The following is a 26548-nucleotide window of genomic DNA, read 5'->3' as shown; positions in this document are numbered from 1 at the left end:
GCACATGGCGGATTTCCTGACGGGGATCGCGTTCTTTCTCGTGATCGAGGGGCTGGTGTACGCACTGGCCCCTGCATCTTTGAAGCGCATGGCGGCCATGCTGCCGGCGGTTGCAGATTCGCAGCTTCGGGTTTTCGGCGTCGTCTCGCTCGCGCTCGGCGTTGGACTCGTCTGGATGATCCGCGGATAGCAATCCAAAAGTTGCCGCGGCGCCGACTTCGCTTGCGGCAGACGGCTAAAGGGACGACAGTAGATTGGGGCGCGTGCGGGGCATCCGCCCCGTCCCGCATCCCCAATTCCGCCGTATCCTTGGCGAAGATGGGTTGCAGGCTTTTGACAAGGACAGAGCAGATGGCATCGAGCACCAGGTCACCACAAATCGGCACACTGGGAACGGCGCTGCTGCTTGCCGCAGTCACCGGGCTCGCACCTGTTGCCGCACGGGCACAGGCACAGATGCAGGTCCAGCCGCAGCCTCGGGCCCAGGCGGTCGTACCGCTGAAAGTACCCCAGGGGCCGCAGTCGGTCGCCGACCTAGCCGAAAAGCTGCTCGACGCGGTCGTGAACATCTCGACCTCGCAGAACGTCAAGCCCGACGACCAGACGCCGGCGCCGGAAATACCGGAGGGATCGCCGTTCCAGGACTTTTTCGACGAGTTCTTCAAGGGCCAGCAAGGCGAGGGCGGGCCGCGCACCGTCAATTCGCTCGGTTCGGGCTTCGTGATCGATCCGGCCGGCTTCATCGTCACCAACAACCACGTGATCGAGGGCGCCGACGACATCGAGGTCAACTTCGCCAATGGCTCGAAGCTGAAGGCCAAGCTGATGGGCATCGACAACAAAACCGATCTGGCGCTCCTCAAGGTCGATCCGACGGCACCGCTGGTCGCCGTTCCCTTGGGCGACTCGACGAAAATGCGGATCGGCGACTGGGTCATGGCGATTGGGAATCCGTTCGGTCTCGGCGGCTCGGTGACGGTCGGGATCATCTCGGCGCGTGGGCGCAACATCAATGCCGGCCCATACGACAACTTCATCCAGACCGACGCGGCGATCAACCGTGGCAATTCCGGCGGCCCGCTGTTCAACATGAAGGGCGAGGTTATCGGCATCAACACCGCCATCATCTCGCCCTCCGGTGGCTCGATCGGCATCGGCTTTTCGGTGCCGACCGAACTTGCGGCAAACGTGATCCAGCAGTTGAAGGAGTTCGGCGAGACCCGGCGCGGCTGGCTCGGCGTGCGCATCCAGCCGGTGACGGACGACATTGCCGAGAGCCTCGGCATGAAGGACGCGAAGGGCGCCCTCGTGGCAGGCGTGATCAAGGGCGGTCCGGTCGACAACGGCGTCATCAAGACCGGCGACGTGATCATCCGCTTCGCCGGCAAGGACGTGCACGAGATGCGCGACCTGCCGCGCGTCGTCGCCGAGAGCCCGGTCGGGCAGGCCGTCGATGTCGTCGTCATCCGCGAGGGCAAGGAGATCACCGTCAAGGTGACACTCGGCCGTCTGGAGGACGGGGAGAAGCTCGCGCAGACGGGAGCGGAGACAAGCCCGCCAAAGGACGACAAGGCTCCGGAGCAGAAGGCCGAGAACAAGGCACCCGTCGTGCTCGGCATGACGCTCGGGGCGCTCGATGCGGCGACGCGCAAGGACTTGGGCGTCGCCGAGTCGGTGAAAGGTGTCGTCGTCACTGCCGTCGAGCCGAGTTCCGCGGCTGCCGAGCGGCGCATCCAGGCGGGTGACATCATCGTCGAGATCGGCCAGGAGGCCGTGTCGAGCCCCGATGATGTCGCCAAGCGCATCGCCACGCTGAAATCGCAGGACCGCCGCAACGCCCTGCTGATGCTTGCCGACAAGACCGGTGCCCTGCGGTTCGTCACGGTCCGCATCGAATAGGGTCGTAGCCCGCGTCAGAAATCTGTGCGCGATAGCTGAGAAGCCGGTCAGAGCGGGGTCTTTCCCCTTCGGCGGTTTCAGATCGGCGAGCGCTGCCGCCATTGTGCGGCGGTGACCGCGTAGAGCACGTGGCGCCGGAGATGCGGGTGGCTTTCGGGTACGCGCGGGTGGTCGAAGTCGCGGGCTGGATCCGGTCGCATGCCGATGCGTTTCATGACGGCCGTCGAGCGGCTGTTTTCACTAACCGCGAAGGAAACGATCTCCTCGAGGCCGCGCTGGTCGAATCCGTAAGCCAGCAGCGCTGAAGCCGCTTCGGTCACGTAGCCCTTGCCCCAGAACGGTCGAGCCAGGCGCCAGCCGATCTCCGCGCTTCCCTTCGGCAACAACGGCTCCAGATCGGTGTGCGCCAGCCCGCAGAAGCCGATCGCCTGATTATTCTGTCGCAGCGCCAGGGCAAAGAAGCCGAGCCCCGTCTCGTTGATCGTGCCGCGGATGCGGTCGAACAGTTCGTCCGCCTGTGCCCGGTTGCGGCGGAAAGGGAAATAGGCCATCACCTCCGGGTCGGAGTTGATTTCGTGGAACAGGTCGCGATCGGCCTCGATCCAGTTGCGGACGGTCAGGCGCTCCGTCTGCCTGATGATGTCGCCGATCATCCCTGATGGTCCGGCACGATGAAGTCTGACTTGCGGTAGCCCTGGATATAGAGCAGCGCCGTGAGATCGCCGTGATCGATGCGCATCTGTGCCTCGGCCGCCACCACCGGCTTGGCGTGCAGCGCCACGCCCGCGCCGGACAGGTACAGCATGCCAAGATCGTTGGCACCGTCGCCGACGGCGATCGCTTCTTCGGTTAAAATGCCGAGACGTGCGGCGATTTCGGCCAGCGCGTCGACCTTGGCCTGCTTGCCGAGGATCGGCTCGGCAACTTCGCCGGTGAGCCTGCCATCCTGCTCGAGAAGGACGTTGGCACGGTTCTCGTCAAAGCCGAGGCGGGCGGCGATCGGGCCGGTGAAGACGGTGAACCCGCCGGACACGAGCGCGGTGTAGTGCCCTTTCGCCTTCATCGTGGCGATCAGTTCCGGCCCGCCGGGCGTCAGGGTGATGCGCTTCTCGATGACCTCGCCGATCACCGAGACCGGCAGACCCTTGAGCAGGGCGACGCGCTCGCGCAGCGCCGGCTCGAAGGCGATCTCACCGTTCATCGCCCGCGCCGTGATCTCGGAGACGCGATCCTTCAGGCCGACTTCGGCGGCAAGCTCGTCGATGCACTCCTGGCCGATCATCGTCGAATCCATGTCGGCGATCAGCAGTTTCTTGCGGCGGGTCTCGGCGTCCTGGATGACGAGATCGATCGCGGCATCGCCCGTGGCCGCCGACAATGCCCGCCGGGCCGTCGCCGTGTCCGTGCCGTCGCGGAGCGCGATGTCACAGGCAATGCCGTCGGCGAGCCAGTAGAGGCCCGAGGCGTTTACGGCCTCTGCCGCCCTTTCGCCGATCGTTGGCGTCAGAATCGGATTTGACGGATTGGCGATGAGCGTGGCAACGAGAGCCATGATGAGAATTCCTGCAGGTGAACTGGACGCCATCCTGATAACCGGGCCGACCGCCAGCGGCAAGTCCGCGCTGGCCGTGCGCCTGGCGCAGGCGCGTAATGGCGTCGTGGTCAATGCCGACAGCATGCAGGTCTACGACACGCTGAGCGTGCTGACCGCCCGCCCGCAGGCCGGCGAGACCGGCGGGATCGAGCACCGGCTCTACGGTCACGTGCCGGCCGGCGAGGCCTACTCGACCGGCGCATGGTTGCGGCAGGCGACTGAGGTGATCGCAGAGCTGCGGGACAGGGGCAAACTGCCGGTGCTCGTCGGCGGCACCGGTCTCTATTTCAAGGCGCTGACCGGTGGGCTCTCCGACATGCCTTCGATCCCCGCCGATCTCCGCGACGCGCTGCGGCAGAGGCTGGCGGCGGAAGGGCCCGCATCCCTTCATGCCGAACTCATGCGGCGCGACCCGCTTTCCGCCGGCGCAATCCTGCCGTCCGACGGGCAGCGCATCCTGCGGGCGCTGGAGGTGCACGCGGTGAGCGGCCGCTCGATCCGGGAGTTCCAGGCCGCCTCCGGGCCTGCCGTCGTCGATCCGGCGCGGGCGCTGAAGCTGGTCGTGCTGCCGGAGCGCAGCATCCTGCACCAGCGGATCGACCAGCGTTTTGCCAGGATGATGACGACCGGGGCGGTGGAGGAGGTGCGAGCGCTACTGGCGCTGGGCCTGCCGCCGGAACTGCCGGTGATGAAGGCGATCGGCGTGCCGCAGATCGCCGAATTCCTGGCCGGGCGGATGAGCGAGGCCGAGGTGATCGCGCGCGCCGCCGCCGCCACGCGGCAATATGCCAAGCGTCAGATGACCTGGTTCCGCAACCAGATGGACGAAAGCTGGATCAGGACCGACGGATCCGACGTCGGCACCTGACAAGATCCCCTGGGCTGGCTCACTTGCGCAGGAGGCTGCTCAGCGGCTTCTTCAAGAGCTGGTCGCGGATCGAGCCGTCGCGACGAGGCTCGTCGTCGCCGAAGGCGGGTCGTGCTTGAGCGGCCGGCTCTTGCGGGTGGTCACCGCCGAGCTCACGCCGCAGCGCTGCGAAACGGTCCTGCGCTGAGAGCGGCGACGGGGCGCGGGGCAGCATCTCGGGGCGGTAGGGCTCGATTTGCGACGGGGCGGATGGCTCCGACACCCCGTGCACCGGGGGCGTCGCGGAGCCCGTATCGGCGTGACCCTCCACGCTTTGATGGGGTTCGTCCGCGAAACTGGCATTGCCGCGGCCGGGGTCGGCTACAGTTTCGGCCGCGAGATAGGTGTTTTGAAACGCCGAAATGTCCGGACCGGAGACCGAGCGCATGCGCGCCACGATCGACCGCAGGTCGATGGTGTCGGGCGTGGTGTCGCTGGCCTTGACGCCTGCGCCACTGGCGCGCGGCAGGCGATTTTCCTGGACGCGGGAGAACTTCATCCGCATCGGCACCGCCACGGCCTCGCCGAAGGCGATCGCCTCGCCGTTGCCGATCGACGAGATGAAACTGGTCGTTGACGACGAGGAGTTCGGGATCGCGGAGCGGATGATGTCCTGGTCGGCGTCGTTGGCAAGGCGCATAGCAAAGACCGTCGAGCATTGCGACAGGATGGTCGGATCCAGTTCGCCGGGGCGCTGCGTGACGATGCCGAGCGAAACACCGTATTTCCGGCCCTCCTTGGCAATTCGGGCGATTGCCTGGCGGGTCGGCAGGAATCCCAGGGTCTGATCGGCCGGCACGTAGCGGTGGGCCTCCTCGCAGACGACGAGCATGTGAACGCCGCCATTGCTCCAGAGCCCGATTTCGAACGCCATGCGGCACAGCACCGATGCCACCGAGTTGACGACCTCCGAGGGGATGCCCGCCAACTGGAAGGTGGTGATCGGCCTGCCGTCGCCCGGAAGGCGGAAGATGCGCGCCACCGTGTCGAGGATCGTGTCGGTGATCGTGTTCGACGAGAACATGAAATGGTAGCGCGGGTCGTTGATCGCCGACATGATCTTGACCTTGAGCGAGCGCAGGTGCGGCTTCTCGCTGCGTCCCTCGAGCCGGCCGATGCGCTCGTCGATCAGCGCCATCAGGTCGGCGATGCGGAACGGCACCGGCGTGTCGGCGGTGATCGAGCTCTTCTCCTGGCTGCGGCGCATCAGGCCGGAGTCGCCGGAGCCGCGAAACGCCTTCTTCGCCTCCGGGATCAGGTCGCGCAGCACGTCCATCTCTTCGGGCACCGGCGGGCGGCCGCGGAAGATCACCTCGGCGAACTCCTCGAGCCGGAACAGCCAGAAGGGCAGGTCGAGCGTGTCGGTTTCGATCACGACCGAGTGGTCGGGGAAGGCCGCGGCGAACTCGTTATGCGGGTCGAGGATGAGGACGCGCAGCTTCGGATCGGCCTGGATCGCCTTGTGCAGCAGCAGCGTCACCGCCGTCGATTTGCCGACGCCGGTGGTACCGACCACGGCGAAGTGCTTGGCGAGCATCGAGGGCACATGGATCGTCGCGTCGAGCGTCTCGTCCTGCGCCAGCTTGCCGATCACGGCGACGTCGTTCAGGCCGGTGTCGTAGACCCTCGCGAGATCCGAGGCACGAATGCGATGGGCGATGGCGCCGAGATAGGGGTAGCGGGAAATGCCGGATGAGAATGTCTCCCGGCCATCGGCGTCCAGGTGCACTTCACCGAGGAGCTCGACTTCGACGCGGAACACCGTATCGCCGTTCTCGGCCCAGGCCTGCGCGTCCGTTGCCATGGCGTAGACGAGCGCCACGATCCGGTTTCCCCCGACGGAGATGGAGATCAGGCGGCCGACGGACCACAGTTCGGTGAGGGCCGTCTGGCCGGCTTCGGCCACGGCGCTGATCGTCGCGCGCGCCCCGCTGCAGGCCACGACCCGGCCGAGCAGCCTGTTCCCAGGCGTGTCGTCATCCCGTCTGTCCTGCTCGCCGGCGACGATCGAACGCTGAAAATCGGTGTTGCGCAACACTGACACTCCTTGCCATTTGGCGGAGAATAACAGTGCCCGCTTAACAATGGGTTGCCTGACGGGCCCTCAAAGAGTGGCAACTATCCTGGGTTGCGGCTCATGTCGGACGGCAAAGGAAGTTGACGCCCCTGACAAGAGTGTTTATCAATCCGTCCCATGATTTTGAACGGTACGAAGATTCTCGTGGTGGGACGGCGCATGGGCAAGGTGGTGTAACCACCGGGCGAAAGCACCCATGCGCGGTAAGCAGGCTCCGAAAGGGGCCTTTTTTTATGCCCCCGATTTCGCTAATCACACTTTGCAACGGTAAAATGGACGGAAACATTCCGATGAGTGCAACTGAGAACCAGATGACGGGCGCCGAAATCGTCCTCCAGGCCCTGAAGGACAACGGCGTCGAGCACATCTTCGGCTATCCCGGCGGTGCGGTCCTGCCGATCTACGATGAGATCTTCCAGCAGGACGAGATCCAGCACATCCTCGTGCGCCACGAACAGGGTGCCGGGCACGCTGCCGAAGGCTATGCGCGCTCCACCGGCAAGGTCGGCGTCATGCTGGTAACCTCCGGGCCGGGCGCCACCAATGCCGTCACGCCGTTGCAGGACGCCCTGATGGATTCGATCCCGCTCGTCTGCATCACCGGCCAGGTCCCGACCAGCCTCATCGGCTCCGACGCCTTCCAGGAATGCGACACCGTCGGCATCACGCGCCCCTGCACCAAGCACAACTGGCTGGTCAAGGACGTCAACCAGCTGGCCGGCATCATCCACGAAGCGTTCCGGGTCGCCAAGAGCGGCCGTCCGGGCCCGGTCGTCGTCGACATCCCGAAGGACATCCAGTTTGCCACCGGCACCTATGTGCCGCCGGCAATGGTCCCGGCGAAGCACAACTATCAGCCGAAGGTGCAGGGCGATCTCGACCGGATTCGCGAAGCCGTGGCGCTGATGCAAGGCGCCAGGCGGCCCATCATCTATTCCGGCGGCGGCGTCATCAATTCCGGGCCGGAAGCCGCACAGCTGCTGCGCGAGCTCGTCGACCTCACCGGCTTTCCGATCACCTCCACCCTGATGGGGCTCGGCGCCTATCCGGCCTCGGGCAAGAGCTGGCTCGGCATGCTCGGCATGCACGGCACCTACGAGGCCAACATGGCGATGCACGACTGCGACGTCATGGTCTGCATCGGCGCCCGCTTCGACGACCGCATTACCGGCCGCCTGAATGCATTTTCGCCCAATTCCAAGAAGATCCACATCGACATCGACCCGTCGTCGATCAACAAGAATGTCCGCGTCGACGTGCCGATCCTGGGCGACGTCGGCCGCGTCCTGGAGGACATGGTGCGGCTGTGGCGCGCCGGTGCGCAAACCGCCGGCAAGGAACATCTCTCCGATTGGTGGGCCTCGATCGCCAAGTGGCGCGCGCGCAATTCGCTGGCGTACAAGCCGAGCGACGATGTCATCATGCCGCAATACGCGATCCAGCGGCTTTACGAGCTGACCAAGGACCGCGACACCTACATCACCACCGAGGTCGGCCAGCACCAGATGTGGGCGGCGCAGTTCTTCGGTTTCGAACAGCCGAACCGGTGGATGACCTCCGGCGGCCTCGGCACTATGGGCTACGGCCTGCCGGCGGCGTTCGGCGTGCAGATCGCCCATCCGGATGCGCTCGTCATCGACATCGCCGGCGATGCCTCGATCCAGATGTGCATCCAGGAGATGTCGGCGGCGGTCCAGTACGAGGCGCCGATCAAGATCTTCATCCTCAACAACCAGTACATGGGCATGGTGCGCCAGTGGCAGCAGTTGCTGCACGGCAACCGCCTGTCGCACTCCTACACCGAGGCGATGCCGGACTTCGTCAAGCTCGCGGAGGCCTATGGCGCGGTCGGCCTGCGTTGCGAGAAGCCCGGCGATCTGGACGGGGCGATCCAGGAGATGATCTCGGTGAAGAAGCCGGTGATCTTCGACTGCCGGGTCGCCAACCTCGCCAACTGCTTCCCGATGATCCCCTCGGGCAAGGCGCACAACGAAATGCTGTTGCCGGACGAGGCGACCGACGAGGCGGTGGCGAATGCTATCGACGCCAAGGGCCGACAGCTGGTTTGATGAAAAGGCAGGAACACCGATCATGAGCGCACATCTTCAGCCGACCGGTTCGGCCTATTTCATCGCCGCCGAGACGCAGGTTTCGGAAAGCCACACGCTTTCGGTGCTGGTCGACAACGAACCGGGAGTGCTTGCCCGGGTTATCGGCCTGTTCTCCGGCCGCGGCTACAACATCGAGAGCCTGACGGTGTCGGAGACCGAGCACCAGGCCCATCTCTCGCGCATCACCATCGTCACGCGCGGCACCCCGCACGTGCTGGAACAGATCAAGGCGCAGCTCGAGCGCATCGTGCCGGTGCACCGGGTCGTCGACTTGACCGTGCGGGCCCGGGATCTTGGCCACGAGCGGCCGCTGGAGCGGGAGCTGGCGCTGGTGAAGGTCTCCGGCACCGGCGACCACCGGGTCGAGGCGCTGCGCCTCGCCGATGCCTTCCGGGCTTCTGTCATTGACGCCAATACCGAGCACTTCGTCTTCGAGATCACGGGCAAGGTGTCGAAGATCGACCAGTTCATCGCCATCATGAAGCCGCTCGGCCTCATCGAGGTCTGCCGAACCGGCATCGCCGCGATGAACCGCGGCCCGCAGGGGATGTAGGATTTAGGGCCGGAAACGGCCCTAAATCATTTCCAGCGGCCGCCGGCGGCCGGGCGGCGGAAACGCGGCGTCGAGCGCAGCCTTATCGTCAGCCGTCAGCTTGAGATCGGCCGTCTTGCGGTTTTCTTCGACCCGCGCCGCCGATCCCGACTTCGGAATGGCGATGACGTTGTCGCGCGACAGAACGAAGGCGAGGGCGACCTGAGCCGGGGAGGCGCCGTGGGCGGCGGCGATCTCGCCTAGTACCGGATGGCGCAGCAGCCGGCCCTCGTCGAGCGGCGAATAGGCCATCGTCGGAATGCCGCGGCGGGCGCTCCACGGCAGCAGGTCGAATTCGATGCCACGGCGGGCGAGGTTGTAGAGCACCTGGTTCGCGGCGACGTTCTCGCCGCCGGGCACGGTCATCAACTCCTCCATATCGTCGACGTCGAAGTTCGACACGCCCCAGGCGCCGATCTTGCCCGCCGCCTTGAGTTCTTCGAAGGCGGCGACGGTTTCGCCGAGCGCGAACCGTCCGCGCCAGTGAAGCAGGTAGAGATCGATCCGGTCGGTGCCGAGTCGTTTCAGGCTGGCCTCGCAGGCGGCGATCGTACCCTTGCGGCTGCTGTTGGAAGGCAGGACCTTGCTGACCAGGAACACCTCGTCGCGGCGGCCGCGCACGGCCTCGCCAACCACCAGTTCGGCGCCGCCGTCGGCATACATCTCGGCCGTATCGATCAGCGTCATGCCGAGGTCGAGGCCTGCGCGGAGGGCACGGACCTCCTCTGCGGCCGAAGACCGGCTTTCGCCCATGTGCCAGGTACCCTGGCCGAGTGCTGCGACGCGGCGCCCGTCGGGAAAGGCTGCTTGCGGCATGGGATCCATGAAAATCTCCTCGTCTGTCGCGCCATCCATCACATCAAGGAATGGCAGTATGACAAGTTTTGTCTGGTGCTTCCATGCGCAGACCCTATCAAGAGGGCTATACAGCCAGAAACATTCCGCCTGGAGCGCGCCTTGCCGATCGAAATCTTCCTCGCTCTCGTCGTCTTCGCCTTTACCACCTCCATTACACCCGGCCCGAACAACATGATGCTGTTTGCCTCAGGGGTGAATTTCGGCTTCGTGCGCACCGTCCCGCACATGATCGGCATCGGGGCGGGGTTCCTGACGCTGTTGCTCGCGGTCGGCTTCGGGCTCGGGGCGATCCTCCAGGCCGTGCCGCTGCTCTACACCGCCCTGAAATTCCTGGGCGGCGCCTACCTCGTGTGGATCGCCTGGAAGATCGCGACGTCGGCCGGGCTCAGCGAGCGCAGCGCCGGCGGCCGGCCGATGACCTTCCTGGAGGCCGCCGCCTTCCAATGGGTCAATCCGAAAGCCTGGGTAATGGCGGTCTCCGCCATGGCGACCTACACGGAGCCGACCAACTATGCGGCAAGCGTGCTGCTCGTGGGCGTGGCATTTGCTGTCGTCAACGTCCCGAGCGTGTCGACTTGGGCAGGCTTCGGGTCGGTGCTGCGCGAGTGGCTGTCGGTGCCGGCGCGGCTTCGGGCGTTCAACGTGACGATGGCGCTGCTGCTGGTGGCCAGCCTCTGGCCGATGCTGCGCTGAGGCCTGCCGGCGCCCGCCGCACCGCGCGCCTCGAAAGGTTCCAAAGCCTTTCCGAGGCGTCGAAGCGGCGTGGTGTCACGCCGCCTCCATCTGGCGGTAGCACTCGTCGGCGACGGCGCGAAGTTGCTCGGCCGGGATCTCGGCGGAAACGGCGTAGCCGATCGGACCGTCGATCCAGTAGAAGGTCCGCACCGGGCCGGTCGTGTCGAGGCGGAAGCTGGTCTCGCGATGCTCGTCGTTCCTGCCGATCATCATCGTCAGCCGCCGGCCCTCCTGGTTCTGATACATCAGAAGCGCCCCCGGCTTTCCGCCCACCGGCACCAGCCGTCCGCCTACGAGGCCATAGCCGAGCGACGACAGGTCCGGCAGGTGCAGGCGATAGTCGAGACGCTTGCCGAGCCAGGCGGCGAGGTGCTGTTGCTGGTCGGCGCCGACTTCGACCGGGTGGCGGACCTCGCTGGTGTATATCAGGAAGGCCGTGCGGGCTTCGCTGGCCAGTTCCGTGACGGCAGGCATCGCCGGCGGGTGAGCGCCGCCCGGAACGAGGCGCCCGGCGGCGAAGCCCGAAACGAAGAGGACCAGTGCCGCGGCCGTGGCGATTGCCGGGCGGGCGAGGCGCGCCAGCGGGCGCAAGCTCGCCGCGCGCTTCGGCTGCAGCAGACCGTGGTCGGTGGGAAGCGACGCGAAATCCGCCGAGAAGGCATCGCGGAGCCGTTCATTCTGGACCGACCAGCCGGCCACCCGCTCGGCGTCCTGCGGATGGGCGTCGAGCCACGCCTCGACATCCGCGCGCCGGTCCGTGTCGAGCTGCCCGTCGACATAGGCGTGCAGGTCGCTCTCGCCCACAATGCCCCTTGCTTCACTCATTTCGGTCTCCTGAGAGCGACGATGTTGTCCTTCGCCAGTTGTTCGGCCAGCTGATGCCGGGCGCGCGACAGCCGCGACATGACGGTGCCGATCGGGATGGCGAGGATGTCGGCGGTTTCCTGGTAGCTGTAGCCTTCGACGACGACGAGCATCAGCGTCGTGCGGTTTTCCGGTGACAGGCTTTCGAGCGCCGCGCGGATCCGGGCGCGCTCCAGCGGGTCGCCGGTCTGGTCCGGCACGGCGACGTCCTGGGCGTCCTCGATCACGGTGGTCGGCCGGCGGACGGCGGCGCGGTGCCGGTTGCGGTAAAGGTTGGTCATGATCGTGAAGGCCCAGCTGCGCAGGTTTACGCCGCGCCACTGGGCCCGGCGGGCCAGCACGGTCTCGACGCAATCCTGCAGCAGGTCCTCGCCGTCGGCATCGCTACGGGCGAGGCTGTGGGAATATCGGCGCAGCCCCGGCACAAGCGCCAGCAGCGCGTCCTCGAACGAGGCCGGGACCGCGCCGCCGGCCGGCGACTCTTTCGGCGAACCGGTTTCGCCAGTGCCGTTGTCAGGGCCGCGCGGCATCCCATACGCCCTTCACGCCGTCACCGCTGACGTCGCCTTGCTTCTTGTCCTTGACGAAGTAGTAGAGCGGCATGCCGTCCTTCGCCCATTGCTTCGTGCCATCCTTGCGGTCGATCACGGTAAAGGCGCCTCCGACTTTCGCACTTGCTTCCGCCTTGAAGGGCGGCCAGTTGCTGGCACATGCTTCATAGCAGGTCGACGTGCCCTTGCTGTCGTTCTTGTAGGTGTAGAGCGTCATGCCGTTCTTGCCGGCAAGCACCTCGCCCTTTTGGGTCTTGACCGTCGTGACGGGAGCGTCCGCGAAGGCGGCGGTCGCGGTAACGGCAAGGGCGGCAATCGCGAGGAAGAGAGTTCTCATGGCGCTTGTTCCTGTGTCGTGTAAATTGGTTGCGGGTGCAGCCATGAGACACCGTATGGCCGAATAATATTCCCGCTCCGGTCGAAAAAGCCATATGATCGACGTTAGCGCGCGATGTGGGCCGGCTTCCGCCGCCTTCCGGATGCGCGCGGCCTGTGCTCAACCCTGCGGTTGAAGGAACAAATGTGCACAGCCACCGTTCCGCCTGTTCTGCCAGGGAGGCAGCAGCCATGGCTCCGCGTACGTTCTGGAAGGGCTATCTGAAACTCTCGCTTGTCACTTGCCCCGTCGCGATGACGCCGGCGACCAGCGACAACGAGAAGGTCCGCTTCCACACCCTCAACCGCGCCACGAAGAACCGGCTGGTCAGCCACTATGTCGATGCCGTCACAGGGAAAGCCCTGGACGAGGACGACGAGGTGAAGGGCTACGAGCGCGGCGAGAACGACTATGTCATGCTGGAAGACGAGGAACTGGATGCCGTGGCGCTGGAGAGCACCCGCACCATCGATATCGAGACGTTCGTCGCCCGCGACAGCGTCGACTGGATCTGGTTCGACAAGCCGCACTACCTGACCCCGAGCGACCCGGTCGGCGAGGAGGCGTTCAGCGTCATCCGCGATGCCATGAAGGCGAGCGAAACCGTCGGCATATCGCGGCTCGTGATGTATCGCCGCGAGCGCGCCGTTCTGCTCGAGCCGAGGGATAAGGGCATTGTCCTGTGGACACTTCGCTACGGCGAGGAGGTGCGCCAGCAGGATCAGTATTTCAGCGGTCTGGAGAAGATCGAGGTGGAGCCTGCGCTGACCGCGCTTGCCGAAAGGTACATCGACGAGCACAGCAAGACGTGGGACCCTTCGATGGTCGACGATCCGGTGCAGGAACGGCTGCTCGAAATCATCGCCGCCAAGAAGAAGGGCCGCAAGAAGCCGGCGAAGGAAAAAGCAGAAGAGCCGCAGGCGCCGCGGTCAAATGTCATCAACATCATGGAGGCGCTGCGCAAGAGCGTCGCGGCCGAAGCCAAGCCGAAGAAGTAGAACCGGGCGGCTGAAAAGAAAAGGCCGGGCGAATAATCGCACCGACCTTCCCGTTCTCGTCTCGACGCGCTGCCAGTACATCCGTGGTCAGGCGGAGACGAATTCTGTTCGCACCCCATCTGGGTATCGACTTCCACGATTGCAAGGGGCGACGCGGAAAGTCTCAGGCGCGCCCGCGCCGCGGCGGCTTGACCGCCAGCGGTGCCGCGCTCGCCCGGAAATCGGCCCAAGGGTCTGCATGCAGCGCCGCCAGGCGGGTAGGGGCATTCAGCACGGTGAAGTAATCCGGGCCGATGGCCGGATCGAGTTCGTCCCAGGCAAGCGGCATCGACACGGCCGCGCCCGGACGGGCGCGCGTTGAATAGGCCGCCACCGCCGTCTGGCCGCGCTGGTTGCGAAGATAGTCGACGAGGATCTTGCCGCCGCGTTTCGCCTTGGTGATGGTCGACACGTAGCGGCTCGGGCTGTCGGCTGCCATCTGGTCGGCAAGGCCCTTGGTGAAGGCCTTGATCTCGGGCCATTCGGCGGAGGGCTTCAGCGGCGCCACGACGTGAAGGCCCTTGCCGCCCGAGGTCTTGACGAAGGCCTGCAGCCCCGCCTCCTCGAGCCGATTGCGGGTCTCCTCCGCCGCGGCAATGACGTCGCTCCACCCGACGCCCGGGCCGGGATCGAGGTCCATGATGATGGTGTCCGGCTTCTCCCAGTTGTCGACCGTCGAGCCCCAGGGATGAATTTCGAGCACGGCCGCCTGTACCAGGCCGAGCAGCCCGTCGAGATCCTTGATGCTGATCAGCGGCTCGTCCGGATCCTGGGGGTCGGTCACCAGTACGATGTTCTCGTTCAGCCCCTTCCAGGCATGCTTCTGGAAGAACTGCTGGCCGTCGATGCCGTCCGGGCAGCGCACCAGCGCCAGCGCCCGGCCGGTGACGAACGGCTCGATGAAGCGCCATACCTCGGTATAATAATCGGCAAGGCCGCCCTTGGTCACGCCTTCGCGCGGCCAGTAGACACGGTCCGGATGCGTCAGCTTCACGCTTGACTTCGGCCTCGCCGAGGAGGATTCGGAAGCTGCGGTTGCCATCGCGGCCCTGCCGCCTTGGGGCCGCTCATGCACGACCTCCCTGGCCGGCTTGTCCTCGCGGATGCCGCGAAACGAGGCGTGACGCAGGTGGCCGTCTGCCGTCCATGCCCGGAACTCGACTTCGGCGACGAGTTCGGGGCGCACATAGCGCGCGCCACGCGCCTCGTCGGCGGTCAGCTTGTCGGCAAACGGGCTGCCATCGGCTTTCAGCCGCTCCAGGCGCGTCGCGAGCTCGGTGGCGACGGCATTGCTGAAGCCGGTGCCGACGCGCCCGACGTGCTCGAGGCGACCATTGTCGTAGACCCCGAGCAGGAGCGAGCCCACGGCCTTGCGGGAGACGGTCGACGGCACCCAGCCGGCGATGACGAACTCCTGGCTGGAAGAGCATTTCGCCTTCATCCAGCCCTTGCTGCGGCCGGAGCGGTAGGAGTCCTCCGCGAGCTTCGAAACGATGCCCTCGAGCCCGAGCCTGCATGCGTGTTTCAGAAGCACCTCGCCGCCCTCGTCGAAATGGCTGCTGTAGCGCAGCGTGCCGGTCTCGGCGGGGATGATGGTCCGAAGCAGTTCCTTGCGTCGCATCAACGGCACGGCGGTGAGATCATAGCCGTCGAGATGCAGGAGGTCGAAGGCGTAGTAGACGAACCGCTCCGTCCGGCCCTCGCTGAGATCCGCCTGAAGGGCGGAGAAGTCCGAGGCGCCCGAACTGCTCTCGACGACGAGTTCGCCGTCGATCAGGGCGCTGCCGACCGGAAGGTCGTGGAAGGCGGCGACGATCGTCTTGCCGAACTTGGCCGACCAGTCCAGTCCGCTTCGGGTGAGCAGGCGGACCTTGCCGGCCTCCAGGCGCGCCTGCAGCCGGTAGCCGTCGAACTTGATCTCGTGAATCCAGCGCTTGCCCATGGGGGGCTTGGAGGCAAGCGTAGCCAGTTCGGGCTCGACGAAGGGTGGCAGTCTGCCCTTGACGGCGCCTTCGACACGCGAGGGGTCGCCGGGCTCCAGGACCGGCGCTTTCTCGACGTCCTTCGTCTTGCTTGCGGTCTTGCGCTTGGTGATCTTCCCGGTCTTCGAAGACCAGCCCGGTTCCTCGCCGGCGACATCGTCGACGAGGCGGCCGGTCTTCACCGATTCGGGCCGCTCCTCGAGGATGTCGGGGTCTCCTTCCTGCCGGGCGAATTCGTCGTCTCCCTTGATCAGCAGCCAGTTCTCGTGCCTCTCGCCGGGTTTGCCCTGCATCCGCACAAGGTGCCAGTGGCCCTCGAGTTTCTCGCCGTGCAGGTCGAATTCGAGATGGCCTTTCTTGTAGCCCTTATGGGGATCGCCGTGGGGCTCCCAGGTGCCCCGATCCCAGACGATGACGGTGCCGCCGCCATATTCCCCCTTGGGGATCGTCCCCTCGAAGCCGCCATATTCCAGCGGATGGTCCTCGACGTGCACTGCAAGGCGTTTTTCACCCGGAACGAGGCTCGGACCGCGGGTGACCGCCCAGCTTTTCAGCACGCCGTCCATCTCCAGGCGGAAATCATAGTGCAGCCGGCGGGCGTCGCGCTTCTGGATGACGAAGCTGTTGCCGCTCGCCTTCGCCTTGCGGCCTCTCGGCTCCGGCGTCCTGTGAAAGTCACGCTTGCGGTTGTAGGTCTCGAGTGCCATGGATCAGCCTGCCTTGCGCTGCGGTGAACTTGCCTTCTTCGCCTTCGTCGCCTTGGCGGGTGAACCCTTGGCCGCACCCTTGGAGGGCGGCTTGGACGGCGCGCCGAGCGCCGCGCTCTGGCGCAGCGCCTCCATCAGATCGGTGACCTTTTCCGGCTTCCGGACCTTCTTCGGCTCGATCTTGCGGCCCTCGATCTTGGCCTTGACCAGTTCCGCCACCGCCTCCTCGTAGCGGTCGTGGAAGTCGGCGGGCTCGAATTTGCCGGCCTTTGTGTCGATGATGTGTTTGGCCAGATCCAGCATCTCGCCCTTGATCTCCATTTCCGGCACGTCGGCGAAGGCCTCCCTGGCGGAGCGGACCTCGTAGTCGAAGTTGAGCGTCGTCGCGATCACGCCGCCGTCGTGCGGGCGAATCAGCACCGTGCGCAGGCGGCGGAACAGGACCGTCTGGGCAATCGCCGCGGCGTGCTTCTTCGCCATCGCGTCGCGGATCAGCGCAAAGGCCTCGTCGCCCATCCGCTCGCTCGGGGCGAGATAGTAGGGTCTGTCGAAATAGAGGTCGTCGATCTGGTCGGTCGGCAGAAAGGCGCTGATCGCCAGCGTCTTGTCGCTCTCCGGTACCGCCGCGGCCACTTCGTCCGGCTCCAGGATCACATAGTCGTCCTTGCCGATCTCATAGCCCTTGACCTGATCCTCCTTTGCCACCGGCTCTCCGCTGGCGCTGTCGACGAATTCGCGGCGGACGCGGTGGCCCGTGTCACGGTTGAGGGTATGAAAGGCTATGCGTTCGGAGGTCGAGGCAGCCGTGAACAGCGACACGGGGCACACGACCTCACCGAACTTCAGATAGCCTTTCCATTGCGCGCGCGGTGCCATCTGCGATTCCTCGAGTACAGCATCGGCCATCAACGTGGCCCCGCCGAGGATTGTTCCGGAGATTATGCCACGGCGGGCGCGGAATATCAGGGGTGCGGACCCGCTCTTTCGAGCTATGACGCGCTGCCGGGCGAGCCGGCGTCTCAGGCTCGGTCGGCGACGAAGCGGGCGATGAACGGGCCGGCTACGGTGATGATCACCAGGCGGGCCGTCTGCAACGCCATGACGAAGGAAAGGTCGACATTGCTGGATGCGGCGATGACGGCGATCGAATCGAGGCCGCCCGGGCTGGTCGCCAGGTAGGCGGTCATCGGATCGATGCCGAGGGTGGCGACGAGCATGACCGCCAGCACGCCCGAAAAACCGATCAGCACGACGATCGAGACGATCGTCGGGAGCACGGCGCGGCGGGCGTGTTGCAGGATCGATCGCGTGAAGCCCAGCCCGATGTTCCAGCCGAGCAGCGCGAAGGCGAGGGCCAGCAGCCATTGCGGCAGCTCGACGTGGAGCGTGCCGGTCAGGCTCAGCGTAGAGCCGATGGCAAAGGGCGCCAGGAAGGCGCCGGCCGGGACTCGCAGGCGCCGGCCGGCGAAGCCGCAGCCGATGCCGACGGCAAGCGTCAGGGCGACGCTGATCAGATCGACGGGGGCGAAGAACATCGTCTGCTCGCCGCCCGCCGCCTGCTGACCGGCAAAACGGGCGACCAGGGTCGCCAGCGTCGCGACGAACACCACCCGCAGATACTGCATGAAGGCGACGAGGCGGACGTCGGCACCATAGGCGCCGGCCATCAGCAGCATGGTCGAGGCGGCCCCGGCCGACGAGCCCCAGATCGCCGTGGTGCCGGGCAGGATGCGCATGCGCGTCATCACCCAGCCGCTGAGCGTGCTCACTGCGATGACGGACAGGACGATCGCAAGAAAAAGCGGCCACCGGCTCAGAAAGGTGCCGGCCAGATCGGGCGAAACCATGCCGGCGATCATCATGGCGAGCACCACCTGGACCAGGAAGAAGAAGGTGCCGGGCAAGCGGATGGTGCCGCCGTTCATGCCGATGACGATGCCGGCCAGCATCGGTCCCATCAGCAGGCCGGCAGGAAGACCGATCGATTCGAATCCGGCCGCAAGTGGCGCAGACAGGCAGACGAGCAGCAGCCATTGCACGGCCGCCGGCAGACGTCCGAGACCGAAGGACTCGGCGACCGGATCGGACGATGAGCTGTCGATGCGCAATGGGATGCCTTCCGGTGGCGGGTGACACGACTACATATTGCGGTTGCGTCCGCCGCGCCACCGCAAAACGCCTCGGTCGCCGCGGCTCCCGCCATTCCCGGGCCGTTCACCGCGCGTCGGGCAAAGCTCTTTCTCTTGCATCCCGGCTCCAATCCTGCCAAGTCGGGCCCATGGAATTCGCACCACAACAGGACGAGGCGCTCAAGGCGGTCTCCCGTTGGCTGAAGGACGGCTGCTCGCCGCTGTTCCGTCTGTTCGGCTATGCCGGAACCGGCAAGACGACGCTTGCGCGGCATTTTGCCGAGCATGTGGACGGTGATGTGCTGTTTGCCGCCTTCACCGGCAAGGCCGCGCAGGTGCTGCGCTCGAAGGGCGCCAGCAACGCCCGCACCATCCACTCGCTGATCTATCGCCCGCGCGGCGAGGAGGAGGTCGCCGACGAGGAGACCGGCAAGACCTCGATTTCGCCGATGTTCTCGATCAACCGGCAGTCGCCGGTGGCCAAGGCCGCCTTGATCATCGTCGACGAGTGCTCGATGGTGGACGAGGCGCTCGGCAAGGACCTGATGAGCTTCGGCACGCCGATCCTGGTCCTCGGCGATCCGGGCCAGCTGCCCCCGGTGTCGGGCGGGGGCTTCTTCACCAGCCAGGAGCCCGACTACCTGCTCACCGACATTCACCGGCAGGCGCGCGACAATCCGATCATCCAGCTCGCGATGCACGTCCGCGAGGGCAAGGAGATCATGCACGGCGACTGGGGCACGGCGAAGGTGATCTCGAAGGGCGACGTGACGCAGTCGCTGGTGCTCGACGCAGACCAGGTGCTCGTCGGCACCAACCGCACGCGGCGGCGCTACAACATGCGGCTGCGCGAGCTGAAGGGTTTTACCACCGAGTATCCGCAATCGGGCGACAAGCTTGTCTGCCTGCGCAACGATCCGGCCAAGGGCCTTCTCAACGGCTCGCTGTGGCAGGTGATGACGTCGTCGAAGGAGACCGTGAAGCCCGGCATCAACCTGATGATCCGGCCCGAGGACGACGACATGGACAGGGGCGCTGCGAAGATCAAGCTCCTGAAGGCGGCGTTCGAGGATGCCGAGGGCGAAATTCCCTGGTCGACGCGCAAGCGCTACGACGAGTTCGACTACGGCTATGCGCTGACCGTGCACAAGGCCCAGGGCTCGCAGTGGAACGACGTCGTGCTGTTCGACGAAAGCTGGGCGTTCCGCGACACGCGCGAGCGCTGGCTCTACACCGCGATCACCCGGGCGGCGGAGACGTTGACGATCGTGCGCTGATTCGGCGCCTGGCGGCGATCCGACCGGGCCGCCGTGCACGGCGGCGCCATGCCGCCGCTGCAGGCGGCTGGCAGATCAGTTGCCGATGATGCCGAGCAGGACCGCCTTGGCGACGGCCTGAAAGCGGTTGTGGCCGTTGAACTTGCGGATGATTTCCTTTTCCATCGCCTGCACCTGACCGGGCTCGATCTCGAGCGCGCGGGCGATGCGGGTGGTCGGATATCCCTCGGCCATCAGCGTCAGACAGCGCAGCTCCAGCTCGGACAGCGCTTCCGGGCGGACGTTGTCGTTGATTTCGATTTCCTTTCCGAGACCGATATCCAGCAACTCGCCGATCTGCTGCATCTGACGCTGAATGGTGGCTTGCTGCGCTGCCAGTTCGCGCTTGCGGGCGATCATGGCGCCGCGGAAGATGGCATCCGCCTCTTCCTGGCTCTGCACCTCTGCGAGTGCGTCGAGCATGTCACGGATGGCGGCCACCGGCATGCCGGTCTCCCGGCATGTGTTGACCACCGCCATCTGCTGGATCTCGACCGGACCGTAAACCCGCATCGGGCCGACGCGGGCTGCGCTCAGCAGCCCCTTCTCCTCGTAGAAATGCAGCGTGCGGTGCGTGACGCCGAAAGCATTGGCCATCTCGGCAATGGCCAGCCGACCCTCCGGAAGATCGTCGGGGAGGGGGGCCGCCGGCAGGAAGCGGATGGCGTCGATCACCGAAGCGGTGACCTTGTCGGCTGCGCGAATCGTCATGAAGCCCACCGGGGCAGAAGGTCCGACATCGGGTCGATGTTCCTCGTCTGATCGCACCACCGGCACGGCGCCTCCGCCTGCGCACTGCCGATCGTGGTGTCTGCTAAAACCTGTCCGCATAGGCGCTGCCGTTGCCGGACACAGAAATACTAGCGTCGGCAACGGCCGTTTCCTACCCCTATATCTGGGGGTGCCGCCGGGTTTCGCATGGCTTTGACAGGCTGCGGGCGCTGGTTTGGAGAACGCCGCGGCGGCCGGTGAAGGCCGTCGCAACCGATCAAGGCCGATTGAACGATAGGAAACAACCGGCTAGACATCGTTCGTGAACAAGGAACGGTGCTGCCATGGCTGCGAAACTGTCGGTCAACCTGAATGCGATCGCGATGCTCCGGAACCGGCGGGACTTGCCTTGGCCGAGCGTCACCGGACTGGGCCGCATCGCTCTCGAGGCCGGCGCGAGCGGACTTACGGTGCATCCGCGCCCCGACCAGCGGCATATCCGCTTCTCCGATCTCAACCCGATCCGGACGCTGATCGACGAGGCGTTCCCGGATGCCGAATTCAATATGGAAGGCTATCCGGCCGAAGAATTCCTGCAGCTTGTTGAAGAGCACCGGCCCGAGCAGGTGACGCTGGTGCCCGACGATCCGGCCCAGGCGACATCCGACCATGGCTGGGACTTCCGCAAGGACCGCAAGCTGCTCGAGGCGGTGGTCGGCCGCCTAAAGGGGCTCAGCCTGCGGGTTTCGCTGTTTGCCGACGGCGAGCCTGATCGCGAGGCCTTGACGATCGCGAAAGAGGTCGGCGCCGATCGGATCGAGCTCTACACCGGGCCGTATGGCGGCTGCTTCGACCAGCCCGCACGGGCGGCGGAATTGGTGGAGGTTCTTGGGCAGACCGCCGATATCGCGCTCGATCTCGGCCTCGACGTCAATGCCGGTCACGACCTGACCGTGGCAAACCTGCCCGCACTCGTCGCCCGCATCCCGGCGCTGGCCGAGGTTTCGATCGGCCATGGGCTGACGGCGGACGCGCTGGAATACGGCATGGCCGAGACGGTTCGGCGCTTCCGCCGCGCCGGCGGGCAGGACGTCTGACGGGGCAACAAAGAGGGCTGGCGATAGCCGGTAGCCGACACCAGCCCTTCGCCTCGCAACTTCGCGGACGACGTGCCCCGGCGATCAGCTTACCTCAGGCCGCGATGGTGGCCGATTGGCCGATTGCTTCACCGAGCGCGAAATCCACGGCCGCCGTGGCGTGGATCGCCGTGGAATCGAAGCCTGGCAGGGGCAGGTTGGCAGGATCGAGGATCAGGCAGATTTCCGTGCAGCCGAGAATGACGCTGTCGGCTCCCGCCGCCTTCGCCGTCTCGACGATCGCCAGCAGCCGGTCGCGCGAAGCGTCGAGGATCTTGCCTGCGCACAGTTCCTCGAAGATCATGTCGTGCACTGTGGTGCGATCGTCCGCGTCGGGGACCATGACGGCAAGCCCGTGGTGGGCCATCTGCTCCGCGTAGAAGCCGTGTTCCATCGTGTAGCGGGTGGCAAGCAACAGCGGGCGCCGGCGCCCGGCGGCCTGCAGCGCGCGGGCCGTTTCGTCGATGATGTTGATGAGCGGGACCGAGATGGCCGCCTGCACCTCGTCGGCGACGAGATGCATCGTATTGGTGCAGATCAGAGCGCAGGACGCGCCGGCATTCTCCAGCCCCTTTGCCACCGCGCCGAGGCGTTCGCCCGCACGGTCCCATCGGCCGGCCTTCTGCAGATCGACGATGTCCTGGAAATCGACGGAATGCAGCACGATGTCGGCGGAGCGCAAGCCGCCGCGCCGCGCCCGGACGGCCTCGTTGATCATGCGGTAGTAGACCGCCGTGCTTTCAAAGCTCATGCCGCCGATAAGTCCGATGGTCTTCATGCCGCTGCCCTTTCGCTGCCGGAATTTGCGTCCGCAATAATGCGGCAGGCATGGCGCCAATTGTTCGCAAAGATCATCGCTGCGATTGCGGTGAACGCTCGATCTGTGTTGCTTTGTCCGAAGAATGCAGGAATTATTCGCGACGATGGTTGTCCTGGCGAAGAGCGTGCGCATGATTCTGGATGAACGCGACAGGAAGATCTTGGCTCTGCTGCAGGCCGATGCCGGCGTGCCGGTCGCCGAAATCGCCGAACGGGTGAGCCTCTCGCTGTCGGCCTGCGCGCGGCGCATACAGCGCCTGGAGGAGAGCGGCCACATCATCCGGCGGGTGGCGGTGCTGGATCGCGACAAGATCGGCGTGCCGACCACCGTCTTCGCCCTGATCAAGACCGCCCATCACAGCGACGAATGGATCGAGCTGTTCCGCAAGGCGATCAGCGGCATTGCCGAGATCGTCGAAGCGCACCGGCTGACGGGCAACTACGATTACATTCTGAAGATCGTGCTGCCGCGGGTCGAGCACTACGACGTCATCTACAAGGAGATTGTCCGCAAGGTCGAACTGTTCGATGTCTCGGCGTCGATCTCGATGGAGGTCTTGAAGAGCGGGTCGGCCCTGCCGGTCGACTATGCGCGATAGGCGGAGTAGTCTCGTCACACCGGATGACTTTGCTTGATTGCCGGGCCGGTCCATGGCGCGGCGGAAGGAGAAGTCCATGGCAGAGCGCCATCAGGTGGTTGTGGTCGGTGCGGGCTTTGGTGGCCTGCAACTCGTCAACGACCTGAAGGGCGCGCCGGTCGCGATCACGCTGATCGACCGCAAGAACCACCATCTCTTCCAGCCGCTGCTCTACCAGGTGGCCACCACGGTGCTCGCCACCTCCGAGATCGCCTGGCCGATCCGTCATCTCTACCGCAACCGGCCCGAGGTGACGACGCTGATGGCCTCCGTGACCGGCGTCGATACCGCGGCAAGGACCGTGACGCTGATGAACGGGACGGTGATCGGCTACGACACGCTTGTCCTCGCGACCGGCGCGACGCATGCCTATTTCGGCAATGACCAATGGTCGGGCTGGGCGCCCGGCCTGAAGACGCTGGAGGACGCGACGATCATCCGCAGGCGCCTGCTGCTGGCCTTCGAGCAGGCGGAGCTTGCGGCCGATCCGGCGGCCCGCGAGGCGCTGGAGACCTTTGTCATCGTCGGTGCGGGGCCGACCGGCGTCGAGCTTGCAGGCATGATCGCCGAGCTCGCGTACCGCACGCTTCCCACCGAATTCCGCCATATCGACACGCGGAAGGCCCGCGTCGTCCTGATCGAGGCGGGGCCGCGCATTCTCGCCGGTTTTTCGGAAGAGCTGTCGCTCTATGCGGCGCGGGCGCTGGCGGCGCTTGGCGTCGAAGTCATGACCGATACGCGGGTGACCGATTGCCAAAGGGAGGGCGTGCAGACGAGCGACGGGGCGATCGCCAGCCGGACGATCGTCTGGGCCGCCGGCGTCGAAGCCTCGCCGGCAGCCGCCTGGCTCGGCGCGGCGGCGGATCGGGCGGGGCGGGTTAAGGTGGAGCCGGATCTTTCGGTGCCGGGCCTGGCCGACGTGTTCGTCATCGGCGACACGGCGGCGGTCTTTTCGGAGGACGGCGGTCCGGTGCCGGGCATCGCTCCCGCCGCCAAGCAGCAGGGTGCCTTCGTGGCCCGGGTCATCCGTGCGCGGCTCGCCGGGCAAGCGCCGCCGGCGCGGTTCCGCTATCGAAACCGGGGCAGCCTCGCCACCATCGGTCGGCACGTGGCGATCATCGATTTTGGAAGGATCAGGCTGAAGGGATGGCTGGCGTGGTGGATATGGGGGATCGCCCATATCTACTTCCTGATCGGCACGCGAAGCCGCTTCGCCGTTGCCTGGAGTTGGCTCTGGATATTCCTGACCAATCAGCAAAGCGCCCGGCTGATCACGCAGCGCGATCCGGTCCGTGACGATAGCGACTGAAGAGGCGGCGGCGCCATCTGCCTGGGGCGGAGTATCCGGTAGAGACCCGGGGCTAGTTAGGGGCGCGAAGCCGGAAATCAAAAAAGGCCGGGCAAAGCCGGCCTTCCCTTCGCTCCTGTCGCAGCAAATGGCTTGCGGCGGAGCAGTATGCTTTGGCGATCAGGCTGCGGACAGCTGATCGGCCGACATCTTGCCCGACTTGCGGTCGCGGACGAGCTCGTAGCTCACCTTCTGGCCGTCGTTCAGGCCGGCGAGGCCGGCGCGCTGTACGGCCGAGATGTGCACGAATACGTCCGGCTCGCCGCTATCGGGAGCGATGAAGCCGTAACCCTTGGTGGTGTTGAACCATTTTACGGTACCAGTTGCCATGACGAAAACCCTTTCTTCTCCGGCATATATTTGGATTTGGGCCATGCGGCCAAAATCCTGGTGGTCGAAATTGAAGGGGAAGTTCGTCAAAATGCTGCCATCGAGGACAGCAAGAGCAAAAGTCGTCGTTCAATTCTCGATGGTCGAGAAATAAGCGCTTCGCGTCCAAAGGTCAAGAAGGGGAAGCGCTTTGGATTTGAGACGAAGTTTTTCTGAAGGACCGCACGTCCCTGAAGGGTGGCGCTCCGGCGCCGGCCGCAGGATTGAAAAGATCGCCGCGCGGCAGGCGCGGCGATCGGCGGTTCGCAATCAATGGATCTGCGGCGGGGCGCTGCGCTCGGCTGCAACGAGCAGCGCCGGGTTGTCGCTCTCTTGCAATTTGCGCTTGCGAACCAGGACGCCCATGACGCGGGCGGCGGTGGAAAAGGTCATGACGTCGAGGGGGCCATCGCCATCCCATGGCTTGGTGAGGCGCTCGGCGATCAGGCCGACCACCGTCTTGGGCACGATGTCGGTGCATTCGCGCATCGCTTCGAAGACGGTGCTGATCGGCACCAGCGTGCCCTCGTGCATCACCGCCGGCTCGGCTTCGCCGGTCTTCCAGTCGTCGAAGGCATCGATGGCATCGCGAAACAGGTGTTGCAGGGTGATGGGAGCATGTCCTTCGTGAAGGTCAGGCAGGAAATTCAGCATTTTCTGTCTCCTTGGCGTCGGGTTGGCTGCTTGCTCCTGCAGCGGCCAGTCACCGTGCGGCGCTGGCAGAAATTTCCACCGCACGACGAATGACCTCACCAATTCTATCGATAGGAAATGACTTGGGAAGAGAAAAAACGTGCGCAAAATTCCGCACTTAGGCGGCGTTGAGAACAAATGGTTTCATTTCAAACGGTTAATGTTGTCGCCTCATGCTATGATTCATCGCTCAGCTGGGCCTCTTCGTGAGAGGTGGGTTCCGGTTGAGGCGGGGAAGCGTTGGCCTGCTCGGCGGGAATCGCCGGCCGGGATTCGTCCGTTCGGGGGGGGTGACGAGACAATTGGCGCCACTCCCGCAGTTCGCTGCCGCTGGCGTATCGAAATTGCGGTTGACCGGCGATGCGCGTCCGGCTATAAATCGGAACCGTACCGTACGGTACGCATGGAGTCGCAGGTGCAGGTCGTCAGGGACAGTGAGACAGGAACGGAGCGGGCCGGCTTGACCGACCGCCAGAATGCCGTTCTCGAAAGCGCGCTGAACCTGCTTGTCGAAGGCGGCGAGAAGGCGGTGACGACCGCCGGTGTCGCCCGCGCCGCGAACTGCTCCAAGGAAAGCCTCTACAAATGGTTCGGCGACCGCGACGGGCTGCTGTCGGCGATGATCGCCTATCAGGCCGGGAAAGTCCGCACCGTCGACGCGAGCGGCGATGCGCTGACCTCGGAGGGGCTGCGCAAAAACCTTTCCGCCTTCGCCCATGACCTTCTCGACGTCTTGTCGGGCGAGGTGTCGCTGGCCCTCAACCGGCTGGCGATCGGCCAGACCGTCGGCAAGGGGCGCGCCGCAAGCCGCGGCGGCCCGACGCTGGGGCGGCTTCTCGAGGAGCGCGGCCGCCGGCAGATCGGCCGGCGCGCGGCGACCCTGCTGGAGGCGGGGCGCAGGGCCGGCTTTCTCGCCTTCGACGACGCGGACGAGGCCTACGGTACGCTCTACGGGCTGATCGTCACCGACACCCACTTGCGCATGCTGCTGGGCGAGGACCCGCAGGCGCTCAAACAGGAATTCGCCGCACGGGCGGAACGGGCGGTGACGTCCTTTCTCGCCCTCTACGGCGTGGATGCAACGGCGGACGCCTAGGCG

General features: G+C 65.5%; 27 protein-coding genes. 13 read left to right on the top strand and 14 right to left on the bottom strand.

What is annotated here, in order from left to right; all coding sequences use genetic code 11:
* Positions 1–4: 4 nt before the first annotated feature.
* Together C7449_RS17990 and C7449_RS17985 are read left to right on the top strand one after the other, a co-directional pair.
* A complete protein-coding gene (locus C7449_RS17990) occupies positions 5–190 on the top strand; it encodes a DUF2065 domain-containing protein (protein WP_108004286.1) in 186 nt (61 codons plus the stop codon).
* Positions 191–456: 266 nt separating this feature from the next.
* Positions 457–1899, top strand: a complete 1443-nt coding sequence (locus C7449_RS17985) for a DegQ family serine endoprotease (RefSeq protein WP_245414445.1) — start codon at positions 457–459, stop codon at positions 1897–1899.
* 77 nt (positions 1900–1976) lie between these two features.
* Here the strand turns inward: C7449_RS17985 and C7449_RS17980 are convergent, their stop codons facing one another.
* Positions 1977–2552: a GNAT family N-acetyltransferase gene (locus C7449_RS17980; protein ID WP_108004284.1), complete on the bottom strand. Its 576-nt coding sequence runs from the start codon at positions 2550–2552 to the stop codon at positions 1977–1979.
* Positions 2549–3451 (bottom strand): phosphoserine phosphatase SerB, encoded by a 903-nt coding sequence (gene serB / locus C7449_RS17975; RefSeq protein WP_108004283.1) that lies wholly within the window; start codon positions 3449–3451, stop codon positions 2549–2551. Before serB ends, C7449_RS17980 begins: the two co-directional genes overlap by 4 nt.
* Here serB and miaA point away from each other — a divergent pair.
* Positions 3450–4361, top strand: a complete 912-nt coding sequence (miaA, locus tag C7449_RS17970; protein WP_108004282.1) for a tRNA (adenosine(37)-N6)-dimethylallyltransferase MiaA — start codon at positions 3450–3452, stop codon at positions 4359–4361. The two genes, serB and miaA, sit on opposite strands and share 2 nt — an antisense overlap.
* 19 nt (positions 4362–4380) lie before the next feature.
* Here miaA and C7449_RS17965 read toward each other — a convergent pair whose 3' ends face one another.
* Positions 4381–6435: an ATP-binding protein gene (locus C7449_RS17965; RefSeq protein ID WP_108004281.1), complete on the bottom strand. Its 2055-nt coding sequence runs from the start codon at positions 6433–6435 to the stop codon at positions 4381–4383.
* Between the two features lie 332 nt (positions 6436–6767).
* On the opposite strand from C7449_RS17965, the gene C7449_RS17960 reads away from it, so the two are divergent.
* Together C7449_RS17960 and ilvN are read left to right on the top strand one after the other, a co-directional pair.
* A complete protein-coding gene (locus tag C7449_RS17960) occupies positions 6768–8546 on the top strand; it encodes an acetolactate synthase 3 large subunit (RefSeq protein ID WP_108004457.1) in 1779 nt (592 codons plus the stop codon).
* 22 nt (positions 8547–8568) lie between these two features.
* A complete protein-coding gene (gene ilvN, locus C7449_RS17955; RefSeq protein ID WP_108004280.1) occupies positions 8569–9141 on the top strand; it encodes an acetolactate synthase small subunit in 573 nt (190 codons plus the stop codon).
* A 21-nt stretch (positions 9142–9162) separates the two neighbouring features.
* Here the strand turns inward: ilvN and C7449_RS17950 are convergent, their stop codons facing one another.
* Positions 9163–10005 (bottom strand): aldo/keto reductase, encoded by an 843-nt coding sequence (locus C7449_RS17950; protein ID WP_146165104.1) that lies wholly within the window; start codon positions 10003–10005, stop codon positions 9163–9165.
* A gap of 132 nt (positions 10006–10137) precedes the next feature.
* Here C7449_RS17950 and C7449_RS17945 point away from each other — a divergent pair, with 132 nt between their 5' ends.
* Entirely contained in the window at positions 10138–10731 is a 594-nt protein-coding gene (locus C7449_RS17945) for a LysE family translocator (protein WP_108004278.1), read from the top strand.
* 75 nt (positions 10732–10806) lie between these two features.
* On the opposite strand, the gene C7449_RS17940 is transcribed toward C7449_RS17945, so the two are convergent.
* From C7449_RS17940 to C7449_RS17930, 3 genes are read right to left on the bottom strand one after another with little or no spacing between them, the layout of a single operon-like run.
* Positions 10807–11598, bottom strand: a complete 792-nt coding sequence (locus C7449_RS17940; RefSeq protein WP_108004277.1) for an anti-sigma factor family protein — start codon at positions 11596–11598, stop codon at positions 10807–10809.
* Positions 11595–12167 carry an RNA polymerase sigma factor gene (locus C7449_RS17935; RefSeq protein WP_108004276.1) on the bottom strand — a complete coding sequence of 191 codons (573 nt, stop codon included), beginning with the start codon at positions 12165–12167 and terminating at the stop codon, positions 11595–11597. The genes C7449_RS17940 and C7449_RS17935 overlap by 4 nt, the downstream gene beginning before the upstream one ends.
* Positions 12151–12525: a COG4315 family predicted lipoprotein gene (locus C7449_RS17930; RefSeq protein ID WP_108004275.1), complete on the bottom strand. Its 375-nt coding sequence runs from the start codon at positions 12523–12525 to the stop codon at positions 12151–12153. The genes C7449_RS17935 and C7449_RS17930 overlap by 17 nt, the downstream gene beginning before the upstream one ends.
* 230 nt (positions 12526–12755) lie before the next feature.
* Here C7449_RS17930 and ku (C7449_RS17925) point away from each other — a divergent pair, with 230 nt between their 5' ends.
* Complete coding sequence (gene ku / locus C7449_RS17925) at positions 12756–13562, top strand: non-homologous end joining protein Ku (RefSeq protein WP_108004274.1); 807 nt, start codon at positions 12756–12758, stop codon at positions 13560–13562.
* Positions 13563–13725: 163 nt separating this feature from the next.
* Here ku (C7449_RS17925) and ligD read toward each other — a convergent pair whose 3' ends face one another.
* The 3 genes from ligD to C7449_RS17910 form a co-directional block, all read right to left on the bottom strand.
* Complete coding sequence (ligD, locus tag C7449_RS17920) at positions 13726–16290, bottom strand: DNA ligase D (RefSeq protein WP_108004273.1); 2565 nt, start codon at positions 16288–16290, stop codon at positions 13726–13728.
* A 3-nt stretch (positions 16291–16293) separates the two neighbouring features.
* Complete coding sequence (ku, locus tag C7449_RS17915; protein ID WP_108004456.1) at positions 16294–17166, bottom strand: non-homologous end joining protein Ku; 873 nt, start codon at positions 17164–17166, stop codon at positions 16294–16296.
* A gap of 143 nt (positions 17167–17309) precedes the next feature.
* On the bottom strand, positions 17310–18398 hold the full coding sequence (locus C7449_RS17910; RefSeq protein ID WP_374828204.1) for an AbrB family transcriptional regulator: 1089 nt from the start codon (positions 18396–18398) through the stop codon (positions 17310–17312).
* A gap of 170 nt (positions 18399–18568) precedes the next feature.
* Between C7449_RS17910 and C7449_RS17905 the strand changes: the two genes are divergently transcribed.
* On the top strand, positions 18569–19696 hold the full coding sequence (locus C7449_RS17905; RefSeq protein WP_108004272.1) for an ATP-dependent DNA helicase: 1128 nt from the start codon (positions 18569–18571) through the stop codon (positions 19694–19696).
* Positions 19697–19771: 75 nt separating this feature from the next.
* On the opposite strand, the gene C7449_RS17900 is transcribed toward C7449_RS17905, so the two are convergent.
* Positions 19772–20446, bottom strand: coding sequence for a MerR family transcriptional regulator (locus tag C7449_RS17900; RefSeq protein WP_170115935.1), 675 nt, complete (start codon positions 20444–20446; stop codon positions 19772–19774).
* 344 nt (positions 20447–20790) lie between these two features.
* Here C7449_RS17900 and C7449_RS17895 point away from each other — a divergent pair, with 344 nt between their 5' ends.
* Positions 20791–21543, top strand: a complete 753-nt coding sequence (locus tag C7449_RS17895; RefSeq protein ID WP_108004270.1) for a pyridoxine 5'-phosphate synthase — start codon at positions 20791–20793, stop codon at positions 21541–21543.
* Between the two features lie 94 nt (positions 21544–21637).
* Here C7449_RS17895 and C7449_RS17890 read toward each other — a convergent pair whose 3' ends face one another.
* Positions 21638–22360: an aspartate/glutamate racemase family protein gene (locus C7449_RS17890; protein ID WP_108004269.1), complete on the bottom strand. Its 723-nt coding sequence runs from the start codon at positions 22358–22360 to the stop codon at positions 21638–21640.
* Between the two features lie 175 nt (positions 22361–22535).
* Here C7449_RS17890 and C7449_RS17885 point away from each other — a divergent pair, with 175 nt between their 5' ends.
* Positions 22536–23000: an Lrp/AsnC family transcriptional regulator gene (locus C7449_RS17885; RefSeq protein WP_108004454.1), complete on the top strand. Its 465-nt coding sequence runs from the start codon at positions 22536–22538 to the stop codon at positions 22998–23000.
* Between the two features lie 76 nt (positions 23001–23076).
* Positions 23077–24348, top strand: coding sequence for an NAD(P)/FAD-dependent oxidoreductase (locus C7449_RS17880; protein WP_108004268.1), 1272 nt, complete (start codon positions 23077–23079; stop codon positions 24346–24348).
* Between the two features lie 159 nt (positions 24349–24507).
* Here C7449_RS17880 and C7449_RS17875 read toward each other — a convergent pair whose 3' ends face one another.
* On the bottom strand, positions 24508–24717 hold the full coding sequence (locus C7449_RS17875; protein WP_108004453.1) for a cold-shock protein: 210 nt from the start codon (positions 24715–24717) through the stop codon (positions 24508–24510).
* A gap of 30 nt (positions 24718–24747) precedes the next feature.
* Here C7449_RS17875 and C7449_RS21970 point away from each other — a divergent pair, with 30 nt between their 5' ends.
* Positions 24748–24933 (top strand): hypothetical protein, encoded by a 186-nt coding sequence (locus C7449_RS21970; protein ID WP_146165103.1) that lies wholly within the window; start codon positions 24748–24750, stop codon positions 24931–24933.
* Between the two features lie 93 nt (positions 24934–25026).
* Here the strand turns inward: C7449_RS21970 and C7449_RS17870 are convergent, their stop codons facing one another.
* Positions 25027–25410: a BRA0787 family protein gene (locus C7449_RS17870; protein WP_108004267.1), complete on the bottom strand. Its 384-nt coding sequence runs from the start codon at positions 25408–25410 to the stop codon at positions 25027–25029.
* A gap of 442 nt (positions 25411–25852) precedes the next feature.
* On the opposite strand from C7449_RS17870, the gene C7449_RS17865 reads away from it, so the two are divergent.
* A complete protein-coding gene (locus C7449_RS17865; protein ID WP_108004266.1) occupies positions 25853–26545 on the top strand; it encodes a TetR/AcrR family transcriptional regulator in 693 nt (230 codons plus the stop codon).
* The last annotated feature ends 3 nt before the right edge of the window (positions 26546–26548 follow it).

The organism is Mycoplana dimorpha (assembly GCF_003046475.1).
Taxonomy (GTDB): domain Bacteria; phylum Pseudomonadota; class Alphaproteobacteria; order Rhizobiales; family Rhizobiaceae; genus Mycoplana; species Mycoplana dimorpha.
Note: the sequence above shows the minus strand (reverse complement) of the source record. Positions and strands in the feature narration are given on the sequence as shown.